Origin of the sequence: Marivivens donghaensis, from assembly GCF_011806565.1 — a bacterium.
Classification (GTDB): domain Bacteria; phylum Pseudomonadota; class Alphaproteobacteria; order Rhodobacterales; family Rhodobacteraceae; genus Marivivens; species Marivivens donghaensis_A.
On sequence record NZ_JAATOP010000001.1, the window covers coordinates 1 to 14,781 of the forward strand.

Sequence of the window (14,781 nt, forward strand, 5' to 3'; positions counted from 1 at the left end):
GCGGGGTGGAGCAGCCCGGTAGCTCGTCAGGCTCATAACCTGAAGGTCGTAGGTTCAAATCCTACCCCCGCAACCAACTCCTAAGACATGTAACACCTAGCGCCGCCAAAAAAGCAAAGGGAACGTCGTAAATCGTTCGCACCTCAATGCTTTTGCCGCGCAGAACCCGTGTACTTTTTAGTCAGTTCAGGGGCTACTTCGCTTCCGTCTACAAGAAACGGCAGAATACCGCGGCGGAGTGAACGGCCGCGTGCGGCTCGTATATCTGTATCTGACATAGTGACACGTTGGGACATGCGTCGCCCCCACTGTCCTAGGTAGCCATAAAGGCGCGCAATCTGGTCGAAGTGTTCAGTGTCTTCGCCAAGATCGTTTATCTCGTGCGGATCGGTTTCGAGGTCAAAGAGCATCTGACGGAAACCGCCTTCGAAGTGGATCATCTTCCAGCGGCCGTCAAAAACCATCATCATGCGGGCATCGCGGGGCGTCACGCCCAAAGCATCCGCGCGCGGGGTGACCGAATAGTCGTATTCGCTGATGATAAATTCCCGCCAATCTTCAGGCCCTTCGCCATTGATCCAAGGCATCAGTGAGCGCCCTTCAATGATATGATCAGGCACCTCGCCGCCAGCCGCGTCCACAAAGGTCGCGGCCAAGTCGATCGCCTCGACCAGAGCGGCACAGGTGGTACCCCGCGTGGCGTCGGCGCTGCTCCGTGGATCGCAGATGATGAGCGGAATTTTGACGGACGCCTCGTGGAAGAAGTCTTTCTCTCCCAGCCAGTGATCGCCCAGATAGTCGCCATGATCCGACGTCAGAACGATCATAGTGTCGTCCATCTGTCCGGTCGCTTCGAGGTGGTCCAGCAAGCGCCCGAGTTGGTCGTCGCATTGTTTGATCAGGCCCATATAGGCAGGAATAACTTTGGCCCGCACGTCGTCACGCTGGAATGCCTGCGCGACTTTGGTGTCGTGATATGCCTTCAGTACTGGATGCGGGTTTTTCAGTTCCTGCAAACTCCGCACGGGTGGCAGGATATGCTCTGGGCCATACATGTCGTGGTAGGGCGCGGGCACGATGTAGGGCCAGTGCGGTTTGATAAAGCTCACATGGGCGCACCACGGCATCTTCGCCACGTCGATAAAGCGGATCGCTTCGGAGGTGAGCCACGGTGTTTCGCTGTCTTGCTCTCGGATGTTGGCAGGCTTGTCCGCGTTCATGAACATCCAGCCGCTGGCAATCTGGTCGTTGCTGACGCCCGCATTTGCGTAGTCCGCCCAAGGATTATCGCCGTCATAGCCCTTGGATTTAAGGTACTCGTTGTAAGGCGAGCGCTTTTGGTCGTAATCGCCGTCCGGTCCCGTGCCCCACAGGCCGTCGTCGCGGACCCAAGCGTCAAAACCGCAGTCTGCCTGACGCGCGCCGATCAAGCTATCGGGTGAAAGGCCCAGCCGCGCCATGCCTTTGGCATCCGCCTTCATGTGCGTCTTGCCAAGAAGCCAGCAATCCATGCCCAGATCGCGGAGGTGATCGCCCAAAGTCATCTCACCCACCCGCAACGGGTAACCATTCCACTGCGCGCCGTGAGAGGACGCATAGCGCCCCGTGTAGAAACTCATCCGCGAAGCGCCGCAGATCGGCGATTGCACATAGGCGTTGGTGAAGCGCACGCCCTTCGCGGCAATCCGGTCGAAGTTCGGCGTGTGCAGATGTGGATGACCCGCGCAGCTGAGGTAATCATAACGCAACTGGTCGTACATGATGAAAAGAATGTTCATCGCAGGCTCCTCCGGTGATCGGCTGGCTCTATTTGTCATGCAAACGGTGGTGGATTGCTAACGCCGCTATATCAGAGCCGGATAACATACTCCTTGGTCGTCGTCTCCACGACTTCCCACGTGCCGCGGAAGCCCGGCCGCAAAACAAAGCTGTCGCCCGCGCGGAGCTCTAGGCTGTGGCCGTCATCTTCGGTGATGATCGAAACGCCTTCGAGGATGCGGCAGTACTCCCATTCGTCATACTGGATGCGCCACTTTCCCGGCGTTGACCGCCAAGTCCCGCAATAGAGGCCGTCGCGATCCTCCACGTTCCAAGTAGTGAACTGCGGCGAGCCGGAGATGATACGGTCGGCAGCGGGCGCGTCGTGTTCGACCTCTCCGAGGGTGGTGATACGGAAAAGGGCGTCGCTCATCAGGGAATTTCCTTGCAGTCTGGAAGGGCGTCTGCCGCCAAGGTGATCGACCGCCCCGTGCTTGTCCATCCCTGTGTCCGTTGCGACGAATGCAGTGGGTTCTACTCCGATGAAGGCAGCTAATCAGGTCAGTGTGCTGCCCAGTCGCACGTCAATGAATTCGTCCATGAAAAGCGACATGAACTCGACGCGGGATGTCACGCCTGCCTTTTGGAACACGTTGTGCGATTGAACCTTCACCGTGCCGACACTGGTGGAGCGCATCTTTGCGATGTCAGCAGTATTGAGACCTCTGAGCAGCAGCAATGCCACATCGCGCTCCGCGCCAGTCAGACCCCATTGCTCGAACCTGCGCACAATGAGGTCGTCGAAGTCGTCCTTCAGCGCGGAAAGCTGCGTCTTCTTGCGCTCGTTCTCTGCGGTGAGCATCGCCGTATACTGACGCATCGCCAAGATCCCGAACAGGAGGACAACTACGGCAATGGCCTCGAAAACGAGGTGAATCAGTTCGCCGTCAGAGTAGCCCTAACCCGAAGCAAAATGATCTCGTAGGTCGACAATCACATCCTGAAAGAAGAACAAAAAAGACAGGACCATGCCGGCCAGCAAGATGGCCAGAGCCTGCGCGTTTTTAACAATATTTTGCAATGTATCCTCCAGTTCAGGTTACAGTAGCCTGTCACGGGTGGCATAAACTGCCCATAAACCGAGGTTATACGCGCTGTTTTACAGGCGCTATAAGCCCCAGTTTATGGACCGGAGGGGGCAAAGCAAACATCCTGACTGCAATGTAATCAGGAGGCTCCCATGAAATTCAAACTACTTTCGACCGCCGCGTTTCTGCTCGCCGCAAATGTTGCAATGGCTGATGGCGTAGATAGCGCGATCAATACCTTGGCTCTGGATGGCTATACCCATTTCGAACTTGGCCGCGGTGCGACCCAATCCAAGATCGAAGGCTATGCGGTCGACGGTCGTAAGATTGAGATTCTCGTTGACAATACAACCGGCGCGATCCTCCAGCAGTACGTCGAATTTGTCGGGCAAGACGAAAGCACCGACATGATCGGTTCTATTCAGTCCCGCAGCGATGACGACGATCGGGGTAGAGACGACCATAACGAGGTCGATGACAACGGCGTGGACGACGACGGCTATGACCACATCGACGATAACCGCAGTGATGATGATCACGTCCATGATGGCCAAGGCAGTGACGATGACATGGGCGGCTCGGATGACGACTATGGCACCACTTCAGGCTCCCATGACAGCGACGATACTTACGGGTCCAATGGTGGCATCGACGATGATAATGGAGCCGACGACAATCATAGCACCACGTCGGGCACGGGCTCGCACGACAATGACGACACCAATGGTTCGGACGACAATGGAACCGATGATGACCATAACTCGACATCAAGCTCCAGCTCGCACGATGACGACGACAACAACAACGACGATGATCGTGAAGATGATCGCGACAACGATCGCGAGGATGACGACGACGATCACGAAGACGACTGATCTTCTGGGAGTCTTCGCATGAACAAATTCCACCGTCCAAACAAGGGCGGTGGCTTTTTCGTGTTTGCAGTTAGTCCGCCCCTTGCTCAGCAGCCCGACTACTCGAAAAAGTCGGCAAAGGTCTCCTTGATCGTCGGCAAATCGCGGATCAGTCCACGCAGGTGCTGACGCATGTTGGCTTCTGCCTGATCAGGCGAGCCCGCCTTGATCGCATCGACAATACCAATGTGCTGCGCGATGACATTGGCGCGCGGGAAGTGCTGCGAGGACAGGTGACGCACGCGGTCCAATTGGGATTTCGTGCTTTCGACCGTCTCCCACGCGTGGACATGTCCGGCGGCAAGCGCGAGGCGGTGGTGGAAGCGGTCGTCGATCGCCATGAACTCTTCGACCTTGCTGTCGGCAGCACGTTTCTGCGCGGCGACCAGTTCCTCCAGATCGCGGATCACATCGTCATCAGGCGCATTTGCCACGATGCGCACGATGTCCGCTTCGATCGCCTCACGAACAAACCGCGCATCGAGGACATTGGCGCTGGAGATCTTCCGGACAAAGCTGCCACGCTGTGGGCGGACCTCGATCAGACCGTCCTCGCGCAGTTTGATGAACGCCTCGCGGATTGGTTGGCGACTGACGTCGTAGTCTGAGGCGACTTCCGACTCTGACAGGCGCTGGCCCGGTTTCCAATCGTTGTGGATGATCCTGCGGCGGAGCGCATTGACCAACTGCGGACCGATAGGCTTGGTCGAATCCAGTCGGGGTGTGTCAGGTGCGATAGTCATATTTGTCTCCTGCCATACTATTGGGCGGGAAAGGGCAATGATCAATCGGCTTTAGAGTGCATCCATCGGGATCAGCGCACCGTGGTGCATCACGACCTTGGCCGCCATTGCATGTCCCGCGTGAACGGCGCCGAGGATCGACTGGCCTTGCAGGAGCGCGGCAAGGAACGCTCCGTTGAAGCTGTCGCCCGCGCCCGTCGTGTCAATGGGGTCGACCATTTCTAGCCCGTCGATGGGGAATGATTTGCCGTTGTCATGCACGATCATGGCGCCGGAGCCATTCTTGACCACGACAGTCTTTGCGCCCGCGTCCAGATAGCGCTGGCAGGTTTCTTGGGGCGAGGCATCACCAAACAGAGCGGCTTCGTCGTCGAAGCTCGGCAGGATGATATCGGCAGCTTGCGCCGCAGCGGTGAGGATTTGCTTCGCCGTTTCAGCATCATCCCACAGGCGCAGGCGGATGTTTGGGTCGAGTACGATTTTCACGCCGCGCGTTCGGCAGTCCAGCATATGCGCAATCAGGTTCTGGCGCCCTTGGGCGGACAGAATGGCAAGCGTGATGCCAGAGATATGAACCATCTCCGCGTTCTCGGTCATGGCCTCGAGCATCGCCGGATCGTCGGCCAGCGTCTTTGCTGCCGAGGTGTCGCGCCAATAGCTGAAGCTGCGCTCTCCGTTCGTCAGGCTAATCGCGTAGAGCCCGATGGAGCGGGTCGGATGCGTGAACAGCGCGTCGGTGTGCAAGCCATTTGCGGTCAGGAACGCAGGCACCTTGGTCGAAAACGTATCGCAGCCAATGACCGTGCCATAGCTCACCCGCCAATCGTCAGGCAGCGAGGCGCGGGCGTACCATGCAGTATTCAGCGTGTCGCCCGCAATGCCCATGCGCCACAGGTCGTCGGTGCCGCCCGATAGTTCGACCATGCATTCACCGATAGAGACAAAGCGTTTCATCGCGCAGCTTCCGCCTCGATCACGGTGGTCATCGGTTCTGTAAGCATGGCGGTGAGTATCTCGGTCACTTCCGCCCAGAATGCGTCATCAGTGGCGGCGGTCTCACTCACGAAGCTGGCTTTGCGCATGTGCGCAACGATCTCCACAGCGCTTTTGCCGTCCGCCATTTCGCTCAGTTCTGCCGCACGCGGATCGCGAAGTTCATAGGGATCGCAATCATGCGTGGAGCCACTGATGTGCCGCAGCCAAGCAGCGGTCGCAAAAGCGAAAGCACGACAATCGATCCCGCGGGATCGCGCGTCGGCGAGGGCCGAGAATATACGCTGCGGCAGTTTTTCTGAGCCGTCCATGGCAATCTGGAATGTCTGGTGCGCAATTTCGGGATTGCGGAACCGTTCGATCAGCGCGTCGGCGTAATCGGCGGTGTCGATACCTTCGATCAGCGGCAGGGTCGCGGCGGCGGTATCCAGATGGCGGCGGACGAGTTTGGCCAGTGCAGTGTCAGCCATGACATCACGCACATAGGTGCGGCCCGCGTGGAAGCCTGCGTAAGCGAGCATCGAGTGCGAGCCGTTGAGCATCCGCAACTTCATCGCCTCGAAAGCGACCACGTTGTCGGTGAAAATCACGCCTGCCGCTTCCCAATCCGGGCGGCCGAGGGGGAAGTTATCTTCGATGACCCACTGGTAGAACGGCTCGGTCTCGGTCGCGGCGAGGTCGGCCACGCCGAGCAGCGCTTCGGCATCTGCCAGCGTTTTCGCGGTGGCCGCAGGCGTGATGCGGTCCACCATCGTCGATGGGAAGGCAACTTTTTCCGCGATCCAGCCCGCAAGCTCGGGGTCGATATCGTTCGCAAAATCGATGGTTGCGCCGCGCAAAAGGTGACCGTTGTCCGGCAGGTTATCGCAACACAGCACGGTGAAGGACGAAATGCCCGCTTGCCGGCGCGTATCCAGCGCGCGAACCAGCATTCCCAGAACGCCGTGCGGTTTGTGGGGCGATTTCAGATCGGCGGCAACAGCGGGGTGGTTGCGGTCACATCTGCCGCTCGCACGGTCGAGGCCGTAGGCTTTTTCGGTGACGGTGATCGACACGATCTTGGTTGCCGGATTGGCCATAGCGTCCAATGCAAGTGCCGGATCTTCGGCCGAGCAGATTGCTCCGCAAATCGAGCCGATAACGCGGGCGGAGGTCGAGGTGCCTCGTTCGATCAAAGTATAAAGGCCGTGCTGCGGAGCCAGTTCGTCCGCCGCTTTGGGTGAACGAAGGGAAACACCAAGGATGCGCCAGTCGCCGCCCGAGGCTGCAATGGCTAGGTCGGTCAGCGCGGCTTGGTGTGCTTTGTGAAACGCGCCGAGGCCGATGTGGACGATGCCGACGCCATGCGCGGATGGATCGTAAGCGGGGCGAAGCGACTGCGGAACTTGGTCGAGCGATGTCAGGCGCATGGTCACTCCGCAGCAATCACGCGTTCGAAAGTGCGATAGACACCGCGCAGTTCCGCGAGGCCCTTGAGGCGGCCAATCGCGGGATACCCCGGCTGCGCATCGCGGCCGATGTCGTCCAGAATGTCCTGACCGTGGTCGGGACGCACTGGGATCGACCAGTCGGCGCGGCCTGCATCCTTGCGGCGTTTTTCCTCGGCGACAATGGCTTGGATCATGCCGATCATGTCGGTGTGACCCGTAAGGTGTTCGTCCTCGAAGAAGGAGTTCTTCACCTCGGTGCCTTCGATATTCACGTTCCGCAGGTGCAGGAAGTGAACGCGGTCGGCGAGGGCTTTGAAGATCTCGACCGGATTGTTGTCGGGACGAGCGCCCAGCGAGCCGGTGCAGAACGTGACGCCGTTTGCAGGTAGATCGACGGCGGTTAGAATGGCCTCATAGTGGGCCTGCGTAGACATGATGCGCGGCAGTCCCAGCAGCGGGAAGGGTGGATCGTCGGGGTGGCAGCAAATGCGGACGCCAAGCTCTTCGGCAAGCGGCGTGACCTCGGACAGGAAGTCGATCAGATGGCTGCGCAGGCGGTCTTCGCTGATATTGTTATACTCGGCGAGGTGTTCGCGCACGTTTTCGAGCGTGAATTTCTCCGCGGCGCCCGGCAGGCCAAAGACCACGTTTCCCGCGATCTTGTCTCTTTGCTGATCGGTCATCTCTGCAAAGCGGCGAGCGGCGGCTTCGACGATGGCATCAGGGAATTCCTCGGCAGCGCCGGCGCGCTTGAGGATATGGATGTCGAAAGCGGCGAAGTCGGTCAGGTCGAAGCGCATACAGCGGGCGCCATTGGGGCGTTCCCACGCAAGATCGGTGCGCGTCCAGTCGAGGACAGGCATGAAGTTGTAGCAGATCACTTCAATCCCGCTGTCGCGCAGATTGCGCATCGACAGCTTCCAGTTCGCAATGTGCGTTTTCCAGTCGCCCTGCTGTTTTTTGATGTCCTCGGACACGGGCAACGATTCGACGACATCCCATGTCAGCGGGGACGGACGACCGTCTTTGCGGGTTCGGATCGCCTGATGACGGATCGCGATTTCTTCGGGGGTCCAGACGGCACCCGTGGGCACGTGATGAAGCGCCGACACGACGCCTTCGACGCCTGCCTGCATCATATCGTCAATGCTCACGCGATCCTGTGGACCGAACCAACGCCAAGTCTGACGCATAATCTCCTCCCCCGAATTTATTCAGCAAACGCCGTTTTGTGTCGAACTTCAATATCACCGTAACTCGATGTTGACTAGTATGGAAGTATGTATCAGTGTGTGCGGCAGGAGGAGACGATGGCTTTACTCATGCGACAGCCTGCTACGTTAGACCCGACCGTGCCGGTCGGGCCCCAGCTGTTGCGCGTATTACGGAATGCCATCGTCTCCAACGAACTTCAGCCAGGAGCGCGCCTGTCCGAAGCCGAAATCGGCGCGAGGTACGGCGTGAGTCGACAGCCTGTTCGCGAAGCCTTCATCAAGCTCGCCGAAGACGGTCTGGTCGAAGTGCGCCCCCAGCGCGGCACCTTCGTGCGCAAGATCAATATCGGCGCGGTTCTGGACGCCCGTTTCGTGCGTGAAGCGGTCGAGGCCGACATCGTCGCCGCTTGTGCAGAGCGCGCAGACTCCGCGTTGGTTAGTGAGTTGAATAAGCAGATCGAAGTGCAGCGCGAAAAGGCACCGTCCGATCCGAGCGGATTTGTCGAAATGGACGACCTGTTCCATCGCACGCTCGCGGATGGGGCAGGGCACAGCAATGCGTGGGGCGTTGTCGACGGGATGAAATCCCAAATGGACCGCGTGCGTCAGCTGACTGCGACCCGCCTGCCGACCGACCACCTGATCAAACAGCACGAAGCCATCGTTGAGGCCATCGCAATGAACGATCCGGCCGCGGCGAAGCTCGCGCTGCGTGCGCATCTGAAAATGATTTTGGCGGACTTGCCAGCCATCCAAGAGGCATGTCCGCAGTATTTCGAACCTCGGGCCACGGCCTGAACCAAGCGATCTTTAGGGAGGAAACCATGATCGTAGCCAAGACTCTCAAGACTGTAATGCTCGCCGGTATCGCCACTGCCGCGATGGCCGTTTCGGCATTCGCTCAGGACGTGACCCTCAAGCTGGGTCACCCCGCCAACGAACAGAACACGTGGCACCTCGGTGCGGTGAAGTTCGCCGAAGAAGTGTCGGCGCTGACCGACGGCCGCGTTGCTGTCGAAGTCTACCCGAACGAAACGCTCGGCAAGGAAATGGATGTCATCAACGGTATGCAGCTCGGCACCGCCGACATGACCATCACCGGTGAATCGCTCCAGAACTGGGCGCCGATGGCGGCACTGCTGGCTGTCCCGTACGGCTACAGCTCGCTGGAGCAGATGGACGAAGTCGCGTCGGGCGAGCTTGGTGACCGCATCGAAGCCCAGATCATCGAAGCCGTCGGCATCCGCCCGATTGCCTATTTCGCGCGCGGCCCGCGCAACCTGACCTCGAACCGTCCGATCACCAACCTCGACGAGCTGGCCGGCCTGAAGATGCGCGTTCCGAACGTTCCGCTCTTCCTCAACACCTGGCAGGCGCTGGGCGCGAACCCGACCCCGATGGCATTTTCGGAAGTATTCACCTCGCTCCAGAACGGTACCATCGACGCGCAGGAAAACCCGCTCGCGCTAATCAAGTCGGCGAACTTCAACGAGGTTCAGGGCTACGTCAACAAGACCGAGCACGTCCGTTCGTGGATCTACCTGACCATCTCCGAAATGGCTTGGGAAAAGCTGTCGGAAGAGGATCAGGCTGCCGTGATGGAAGCCGCTGCAACCGCGCAGGCCTACGAGCGTGAACTGTTCAACGCGCAGGAAGCCGAACTGGTCGCAGAGCTTGAATCGCTCGGCATGGAGTTCGTCGAAGTCGATAGCGCTGCATTCGCTGCCGCTGCCAAAGACGCTGTCCTGTCGTCGGTTTCGGACGAGATCCGTCCGGAAGTCGAAGCACTCTTCGCCAACTAAGCCCATTTTGACAAACTACAGAGGGCGCCGACGCGCCCTCTGTCTGCATTTTACCAACGGGTCGTCCGATGAAAAATCTCGTCATCCGCATAACGCACTGGTGCACCCTGATCGCCAGAGCCGCGACCGGTGCTGCGTTTCTGGTGATCATCGGGGCCGTTGTGCTTCAGCTTCTCGGACGTTCCGGTGTCGTGAAAACCGTCATCTGGACCGAAGAGCTTACCCGCTTCGCACTCCTCTGGCTTACTGCGTTCGGCGCGGGCCTCGGATTGCGGTCGGGTGATCTGGTGAACGTGGATATCCTGTCGGAATCTCTCCCGGGCCGTTTTCCTTGGGCTTTCCGCCTATTCGGTGCGGCTGCGACAGCGGTATTCGCGTTCATCCTGATCGAACCGGCACAATTTTTCACAAAGATCGGCGCGCGCCAGACGGCGCCTGCGCTGGGCATTCACATGAACTGGGTCCACGCCGCATCGCTCGTGATGCTGCTTGTCGTGGGCATTTTCGCCGCTCTACGCGTCATCTCGATGCTGATCGGAACCGAAGACGGTCTGCCTGTGACGCGGACGGAGGAAGACTAATGGGACTGGCGCTACTTCTCGGCCTATTCGTTCTGGGGCTGGTGCTGGGCATCCCCGTCGCGATCACGCTCGGCATCTCGTCGATGGCCTACCTGCTCGAGGCGGGCATTCCGCTCGTGACCATTCCGCAGAAAATGTACGCGGGCATCGACAGCTTTGTGCTGCTCTGTATTCCGGGCTTCATTCTCGCGGGCAACCTGATGAACGAGGGCGGAATTACCAACCGCATCGTTCGCCTTGCCCAAGCGATGGTGGGCTGGATGCGTGGCGGTCTGGGTCTGACCAACGTCGCGGCATCAATGCTGTTCGGCGGTATCTCCGGCACGGCTGCGGCTGATGCGGCGTCTATTGGCGGAATGATGATCCCCGGCATGAAGAAGGCGGGCTATCCGGTGCCGTTCTCTGCCGCGATCACGGCTGCGTCGTCCACCGTCGGTCCGATCATTCCGCCGTCGGTGCCGATGATCATCGTCGGCACGCTCTCGGGCATTTCGGTCGGCAAGATGTTCCTTGCCGGTGCGTTGCCGGGCATTCTGATGGGCGTTGCAATGATGATCACCGCGTGGATCATCGCCAAGAAAAACGACTTCCCGCGTCAGCCGTGGCAGGGATGGGGCGAGCTGGCCCGAGCATTCGGCGGAGCGTTCTGGGCCGTCATGATGACCGTGCTGATCGTCGGCGGTATGCTCAGCGGCTTTGCCACGCCGACCGAGACCGCCATCGTGGCCTCGATCTACGCATTCGTGGTCGGCGCGTTTGTCTATCGCGGGCTAAAGCTGCGCGACGTGCCGCGCATCCTGATCGACAGCGCTGTTTCTGCCGCCGCGATCCTGATCCTCGTCGGCCTAGCGAACGTCTTCGGCTGGATTCTGGTGTCCGAGCGAATTCCCCAGATGATCGCGGACTCTGTCCTGTCGATCACTGATAACAAGTTCCTCGTTATCCTCCTGATTAACATCGTCCTGCTGTTCGTCGGCATGTTCATGGAGACGATTGCCGCGCTTATCATCCTTTTTGTTCCGCTGCTGGCACTTGCGCAGGGCGTTGGCGTCGATCCGCTCCACTTCGCGACCTTCGCGGTGTTGAACCTGATGATCGGTCTGACCACGCCGCCGGTGGGTGTGTGCCTTTTTATCTGTGCCAACATCGGTCGGATTTCGCTGGTCCAAATCACTAAGGCGATCTGGCCCTTCATCCTCACCAATATTATTGTGCTGCTGCTCGTGTCCTACGTGCCGTTCTTCAGCACGTGGCTCCCCAACCTCGTTTCGCAATAAGGCCCTCCCATGAACCGTATCGTTCGACTGCACGGACAAAATGATCTTCGTCTCGAAACGGAGGAGCTCCCGACCGCCGGTGAAGGGCAGGTCGTTGTGGCGATCGGCGCTGTGGGGTTCTGCGGGTCGGACCTTCATTACCATTCGGACGGCGGGATCGGCACGATCCGCGTGCGCGAGCCGATCATCCTTGGTCACGAAGCCGCTGGTACCGTTGTAGAAGTCGGCGCTGGCGTCACCCGTGTTGCCGTCGGAGACGTCGTGGCTATGAACCCGTCGCATCCTTGCGGCTCCTGCAAGTTCTGCGATGCGGGCGAACATCACCACTGCATGAACATGCGGTTCAAAGGCTCGGCCATGTTCCTGCCGCACGAGCAGGGCTTCATGCGCGACCGCGTCGCGATTGGCGAGGCGCAGTGCTACAAGATCGCCGACGGCGTCCCGATGACCGAAGCGGCGCTGGCTGAACCGCTGGCCGTCTGCCGCCGCGCCATGACCCGTGCGTTCGACGTGGCGGGTAATCTGTCGGGCAAGCGTGTGCTCGTCACCGGCGCCGGTCCGATTGGCGTGCTCTGCGTTGCGCTGGCGAAATACTTCGGCGCGTCTGAGATCGTTGTGACCGACCTTCAGGACGCCACTCTCGCAGTTGCCAAGGAAGTCGGCGCGACCGGCACCGTCAACGTTCTGTCCGACCCCGAGGGCCTGAAACCTTACGAGGTCGACAAAGGCCAGTTCGACATCGTGTTCGAATGCTCTGCCGCACTGCCTGCGCTCCGCAGCGCGCTGACTTGCGTGCGCCCGCTCGGCACCATCGTTCAGGTCGGCGTCATGGGTGATACTGCGCTGCCGTTCAACATGCTGGTGGCGAAGGAAGTGAACCTCGTCGGTACGCACCGCTTCGACAAAGAGTTCGGACAGGCCGTCGGGTTGATCAACGACCGTGTGCTGAACCTCGGCCCCGTTGTGACCGATGTTTTCAACGGCAGCGATGCCCTTGAGGCGATCAAGGTCGCCTCTGACAGAACCCGCGCGGTCAAGGTCCAGCTGGTTTTCGACCAGTAATTACATCTGTTTGTAAGGGCCGGTTAGCTGCCAACGAATGTTGAACCGGTCCTTGAACGCCGCGAATGCTTCGGTCCAGAACTGCGGTCCGAAGGGCTCCTGAATGTCGGCTCCTTCGATCAGCGCGTCATAGGCGGTCTTGGTTTCTTCGACGCTGTCGAATTCGACCGTCAGTGAGATGTTCGAGGTGGTCGCCGACGTGCCCTGCCAGTTATCGGACGCCATGATGCGCGTGCCGTCGGGCATGGTGTAGAGCATATTCATCACCATCTTCGAAACGTCGTCAGGCAGCGGCGGATCCTGGGGCATGTCACCCATCCGCATGATGCCTGTGATCTCGCCGCCGAACACACGGGCGTAGGTCGTCATGGCTTCTTCGCAGTTACCGTTGAAATAGAGATAGGGGACGACAGCCATGGCAGGTTCCTCATTGGCAGAATGTCACTGCTGAATTTGGTAGGAGCCGCCATCCCTTGCGTCAAGCGCGCCTGTATATCGGCGCTACCCGTTTGCGCGCGATCCAGCAGGATCGCCGCCGCATCTGTGCGCCAACATTACGTTGTGGTTATGCGGCAAGTTCCGATAGGCTCTGCCCAAATTGAAGAGGGGTGGACATGGAACTCATTGCAAAAGCGACTGCCGTTGTTGGCGGCACCGTCGCATTTATTCGCCGTCTCGGCTCGCCGTCGCATCAGGCGTTCGGCGCAACGCCGGATATTCCCGAGGCCAAGAAACAGGGCATCATGACCCTGAAAATGCCTGCGGCCGAAGGCTGGAAAGATGGGCGTCTTCCGACCTGCGCGCCGGGCCTGAAGGTCAATGCGTTTGCGTCTGGCCTCGATCACCCGCGCTGGATCGAAGTGCTGCCAAACGGTGATGTGCTCGTTGCTGAATCCAAAGAACAGGCAGGTCCGCCAAAGACCTTCATGGACCACGCCGCCCAAGCCACGATGCGCCGCGTCAAAGCCATCGGCAAAAGCGCGAACCGCGTGACGCTCTGGCGCGATGCGGACGGCGACGGCACTGCCGAAATCCGTGAAGTCTTTGTCGAGAACCAGAACCAGCCCTTCGGCATGGCGCTTGTTGGAAACCGCTTTTACCTCGGCAATACCGACGGCATCCGCGTGTTCGATTTCGCGGTCGGTGATACGGCGCTGCAGGGCGAGGGCGAGAAGCTCGTCGATTTCAAACCGCACGGCCACTGGACCCGCAGCCTGCTCGTCTCGCCCGATCAGACCAAGATTTACGCTGGCGTCGGCTCGCTCACCAACATCGCCGATCAAGGTATGGAGGCCGAAGAAGGCCGCGCTGCGATCTGGGAGCTGGATGTCGCAACCAACGATGCACGCGTCTTTGCCTCGGGCCTGCGCAACCCTGTGGGTATGGCGTGGGAGCCGGTGACCGGCAAGCTCTGGACCGTGGTCAACGAACGCGACGGTCTGGGCGACGAAACCCCGCCCGACTATCTGACCTCGGTCGAGGATGGCGGCTTTTACGGCTGGCCCTACAGCTACTGGGATCGCATCGTCGACGACCGGGTAGAGCAGGACGTGCAGAAGGTCGCGAACTCGACCAAGCCCGACTATGCGCTGGGCGGTCACACCGCGTCGCTTGGCCTCTGCTGGATGCCCGAAGGCACGCTGCCCGGATTTGGCGACGGTATGGTGATTGGTCAGCACGGCTCGTGGAACCGCTCTAAACTCAGCGGCTACAAACTGATTTTCGTTCCATTCAAGGACGGCAAGCCGAGTGGCCCGTCGCGCGATATCCTGTCGGGCTTCCTGTCCGACGACGAAAAGCTGGCCTATGGCCGCCCTGTCGGCGTGACCATCGGTCCGGATGGTAAATCGCTGCTGATGGCCGATGACGTGGGTGACATCATCTGGCGAGTCACTGCCGCCTGATAAATGGGGCGGGCC

Annotated in this window: 15 protein-coding genes; 7 read left to right on the plus strand and 8 right to left on the minus strand. The window is 59.7% G+C overall.

The features are described from left to right. Window positions 1-143: 143 nt before the first annotated feature. From HCZ30_RS00005 to HCZ30_RS00015, 3 genes are all read right to left on the minus strand, one after another. Window positions 144-1,778: a sulfatase-like hydrolase/transferase gene (locus tag HCZ30_RS00005; RefSeq protein WP_167635708.1), complete on the minus strand. Its 1,635-nt coding sequence runs from the start codon at window positions 1,776-1,778 to the stop codon at window positions 144-146. 71 nt (window positions 1,779-1,849) lie between these two features. Continuing rightward, on the minus strand, window positions 1,850-2,191 hold the full coding sequence (locus HCZ30_RS00010) for a cupin domain-containing protein (RefSeq protein ID WP_167635709.1): 342 nt from the start codon (window positions 2,189-2,191) through the stop codon (window positions 1,850-1,852). 123 nt (window positions 2,192-2,314) lie between these two features. Then, window positions 2,315-2,638, minus strand: coding sequence for a helix-turn-helix transcriptional regulator (locus HCZ30_RS00015; RefSeq protein WP_167635710.1), 324 nt, complete (start codon window positions 2,636-2,638; stop codon window positions 2,315-2,317). A gap of 360 nt (window positions 2,639-2,998) precedes the next feature. Here HCZ30_RS00015 and HCZ30_RS00020 point away from each other — a divergent pair, with 360 nt between their 5' ends. Next, window positions 2,999-3,721, plus strand: a complete 723-nt coding sequence (locus HCZ30_RS00020) for a hypothetical protein (RefSeq protein ID WP_167635711.1) — start codon at window positions 2,999-3,001, stop codon at window positions 3,719-3,721. Window positions 3,722-3,819: 98 nt separating this feature from the next. Here the strand turns inward: HCZ30_RS00020 and HCZ30_RS00025 are convergent, their stop codons facing one another. Genes HCZ30_RS00025 through uxuA form a run of 4 tightly spaced genes read right to left on the minus strand, consistent with a single transcriptional unit; the run spans window position 3,820 to window position 8,119 of the window. After that, the gene (locus HCZ30_RS00025; RefSeq protein ID WP_167635712.1) at window positions 3,820-4,503 is read right to left on the minus strand and encodes a GntR family transcriptional regulator; all 684 of its coding nucleotides are present in this window, start codon (window positions 4,501-4,503) and stop codon (window positions 3,820-3,822) included. 51 nt (window positions 4,504-4,554) lie between these two features. Then, window positions 4,555-5,457 (minus strand): sugar kinase, encoded by a 903-nt coding sequence (locus HCZ30_RS00030; protein WP_167635713.1) that lies wholly within the window; start codon window positions 5,455-5,457, stop codon window positions 4,555-4,557. Continuing rightward, window positions 5,454-6,905, minus strand: a complete 1,452-nt coding sequence (locus HCZ30_RS00035) for a mannitol dehydrogenase family protein (protein WP_167635714.1) — start codon at window positions 6,903-6,905, stop codon at window positions 5,454-5,456. Before HCZ30_RS00035 ends, HCZ30_RS00030 begins: the two co-directional genes overlap by 4 nt. Window positions 6,906-6,907: 2 nt before the next feature. After that, entirely contained in the window at window positions 6,908-8,119 is a 1,212-nt protein-coding gene (gene uxuA / locus HCZ30_RS00040; RefSeq protein ID WP_167635715.1) for a mannonate dehydratase, read from the minus strand. A gap of 117 nt (window positions 8,120-8,236) precedes the next feature. Between uxuA and HCZ30_RS00045 the strand changes: the two genes are divergently transcribed. The 5 genes from HCZ30_RS00045 (at window position 8,237) to HCZ30_RS00065 (ending at window position 12,862) form a co-directional block, all read left to right on the plus strand. After that, window positions 8,237-8,938, plus strand: a complete 702-nt coding sequence (locus HCZ30_RS00045) for a GntR family transcriptional regulator (RefSeq protein ID WP_167635716.1) — start codon at window positions 8,237-8,239, stop codon at window positions 8,936-8,938. A 26-nt stretch (window positions 8,939-8,964) separates the two neighbouring features. Then, on the plus strand, window positions 8,965-9,942 hold the full coding sequence (locus HCZ30_RS00050; RefSeq protein ID WP_167635717.1) for a TRAP transporter substrate-binding protein: 978 nt from the start codon (window positions 8,965-8,967) through the stop codon (window positions 9,940-9,942). A 68-nt stretch (window positions 9,943-10,010) separates the two neighbouring features. Further along, window positions 10,011-10,523, plus strand: coding sequence for a TRAP transporter small permease (locus HCZ30_RS00055; RefSeq protein WP_167635718.1), 513 nt, complete (start codon window positions 10,011-10,013; stop codon window positions 10,521-10,523). Next, the gene (locus HCZ30_RS00060; RefSeq protein WP_167635719.1) at window positions 10,523-11,800 is read left to right on the plus strand and encodes a TRAP transporter large permease; all 1,278 of its coding nucleotides are present in this window, start codon (window positions 10,523-10,525) and stop codon (window positions 11,798-11,800) included. Before HCZ30_RS00055 ends, HCZ30_RS00060 begins: the two co-directional genes overlap by 1 nt. A gap of 9 nt (window positions 11,801-11,809) precedes the next feature. After that, window positions 11,810-12,862: an L-idonate 5-dehydrogenase gene (locus HCZ30_RS00065; RefSeq protein ID WP_167635720.1), complete on the plus strand. Its 1,053-nt coding sequence runs from the start codon at window positions 11,810-11,812 to the stop codon at window positions 12,860-12,862. Here the strand turns inward: HCZ30_RS00065 and HCZ30_RS00070 are convergent, their stop codons facing one another. Further along, entirely contained in the window at window positions 12,863-13,279 is a 417-nt protein-coding gene (locus HCZ30_RS00070) for a VOC family protein (protein ID WP_167635721.1), read from the minus strand. It abuts the gene before it with no gap. Window positions 13,280-13,476: 197 nt separating this feature from the next. Here HCZ30_RS00070 and HCZ30_RS00075 point away from each other — a divergent pair, with 197 nt between their 5' ends. Further along, window positions 13,477-14,766: a PQQ-dependent sugar dehydrogenase gene (locus HCZ30_RS00075; protein WP_167635722.1), complete on the plus strand. Its 1,290-nt coding sequence runs from the start codon at window positions 13,477-13,479 to the stop codon at window positions 14,764-14,766. Window positions 14,767-14,781 lie beyond the last annotated feature (15 nt).

What these genes read in the sequence shown, in the direction of transcription:
- HCZ30_RS00005 (WP_167635708.1), bottom strand. Translation starts at nt 1,778, where the DNA reads ATGAACATTCTTTTCATCATGTACGACCAGTTGCGTTATGATTACCTC.
- HCZ30_RS00010 (WP_167635709.1), bottom strand. Translation starts at nt 2,191, where the DNA reads ATGAGCGACGCCCTTTTCCGTATCACCACCCTCGGAGAGGTCGAACAC.
- HCZ30_RS00015 (WP_167635710.1), bottom strand. Translation starts at nt 2,638, where the DNA reads ATGCGTCAGTATACGGCGATGCTCACCGCAGAGAACGAGCGCAAGAAG.
- HCZ30_RS00020 (WP_167635711.1), top strand. Translation starts at nt 2,999, where the DNA reads ATGAAATTCAAACTACTTTCGACCGCCGCGTTTCTGCTCGCCGCAAAT.
- HCZ30_RS00025 (WP_167635712.1), bottom strand. Translation starts at nt 4,503, where the DNA reads ATGACTATCGCACCTGACACACCCCGACTGGATTCGACCAAGCCTATC.
- HCZ30_RS00030 (WP_167635713.1), bottom strand. Translation starts at nt 5,457, where the DNA reads ATGAAACGCTTTGTCTCTATCGGTGAATGCATGGTCGAACTATCGGGC.
- HCZ30_RS00035 (WP_167635714.1), bottom strand. Translation starts at nt 6,905, where the DNA reads ATGCGCCTGACATCGCTCGACCAAGTTCCGCAGTCGCTTCGCCCCGCT.
- uxuA (WP_167635715.1), bottom strand. Translation starts at nt 8,119, where the DNA reads ATGCGTCAGACTTGGCGTTGGTTCGGTCCACAGGATCGCGTGAGCATT.
- HCZ30_RS00045 (WP_167635716.1), top strand. Translation starts at nt 8,237, where the DNA reads ATGGCTTTACTCATGCGACAGCCTGCTACGTTAGACCCGACCGTGCCG.
- HCZ30_RS00050 (WP_167635717.1), top strand. Translation starts at nt 8,965, where the DNA reads ATGATCGTAGCCAAGACTCTCAAGACTGTAATGCTCGCCGGTATCGCC.
- HCZ30_RS00055 (WP_167635718.1), top strand. Translation starts at nt 10,011, where the DNA reads ATGAAAAATCTCGTCATCCGCATAACGCACTGGTGCACCCTGATCGCC.
- HCZ30_RS00060 (WP_167635719.1), top strand. Translation starts at nt 10,523, where the DNA reads ATGGGACTGGCGCTACTTCTCGGCCTATTCGTTCTGGGGCTGGTGCTG.
- HCZ30_RS00065 (WP_167635720.1), top strand. Translation starts at nt 11,810, where the DNA reads ATGAACCGTATCGTTCGACTGCACGGACAAAATGATCTTCGTCTCGAA.
- HCZ30_RS00070 (WP_167635721.1), bottom strand. Translation starts at nt 13,279, where the DNA reads ATGGCTGTCGTCCCCTATCTCTATTTCAACGGTAACTGCGAAGAAGCC.
- HCZ30_RS00075 (WP_167635722.1), top strand. Translation starts at nt 13,477, where the DNA reads ATGGAACTCATTGCAAAAGCGACTGCCGTTGTTGGCGGCACCGTCGCA.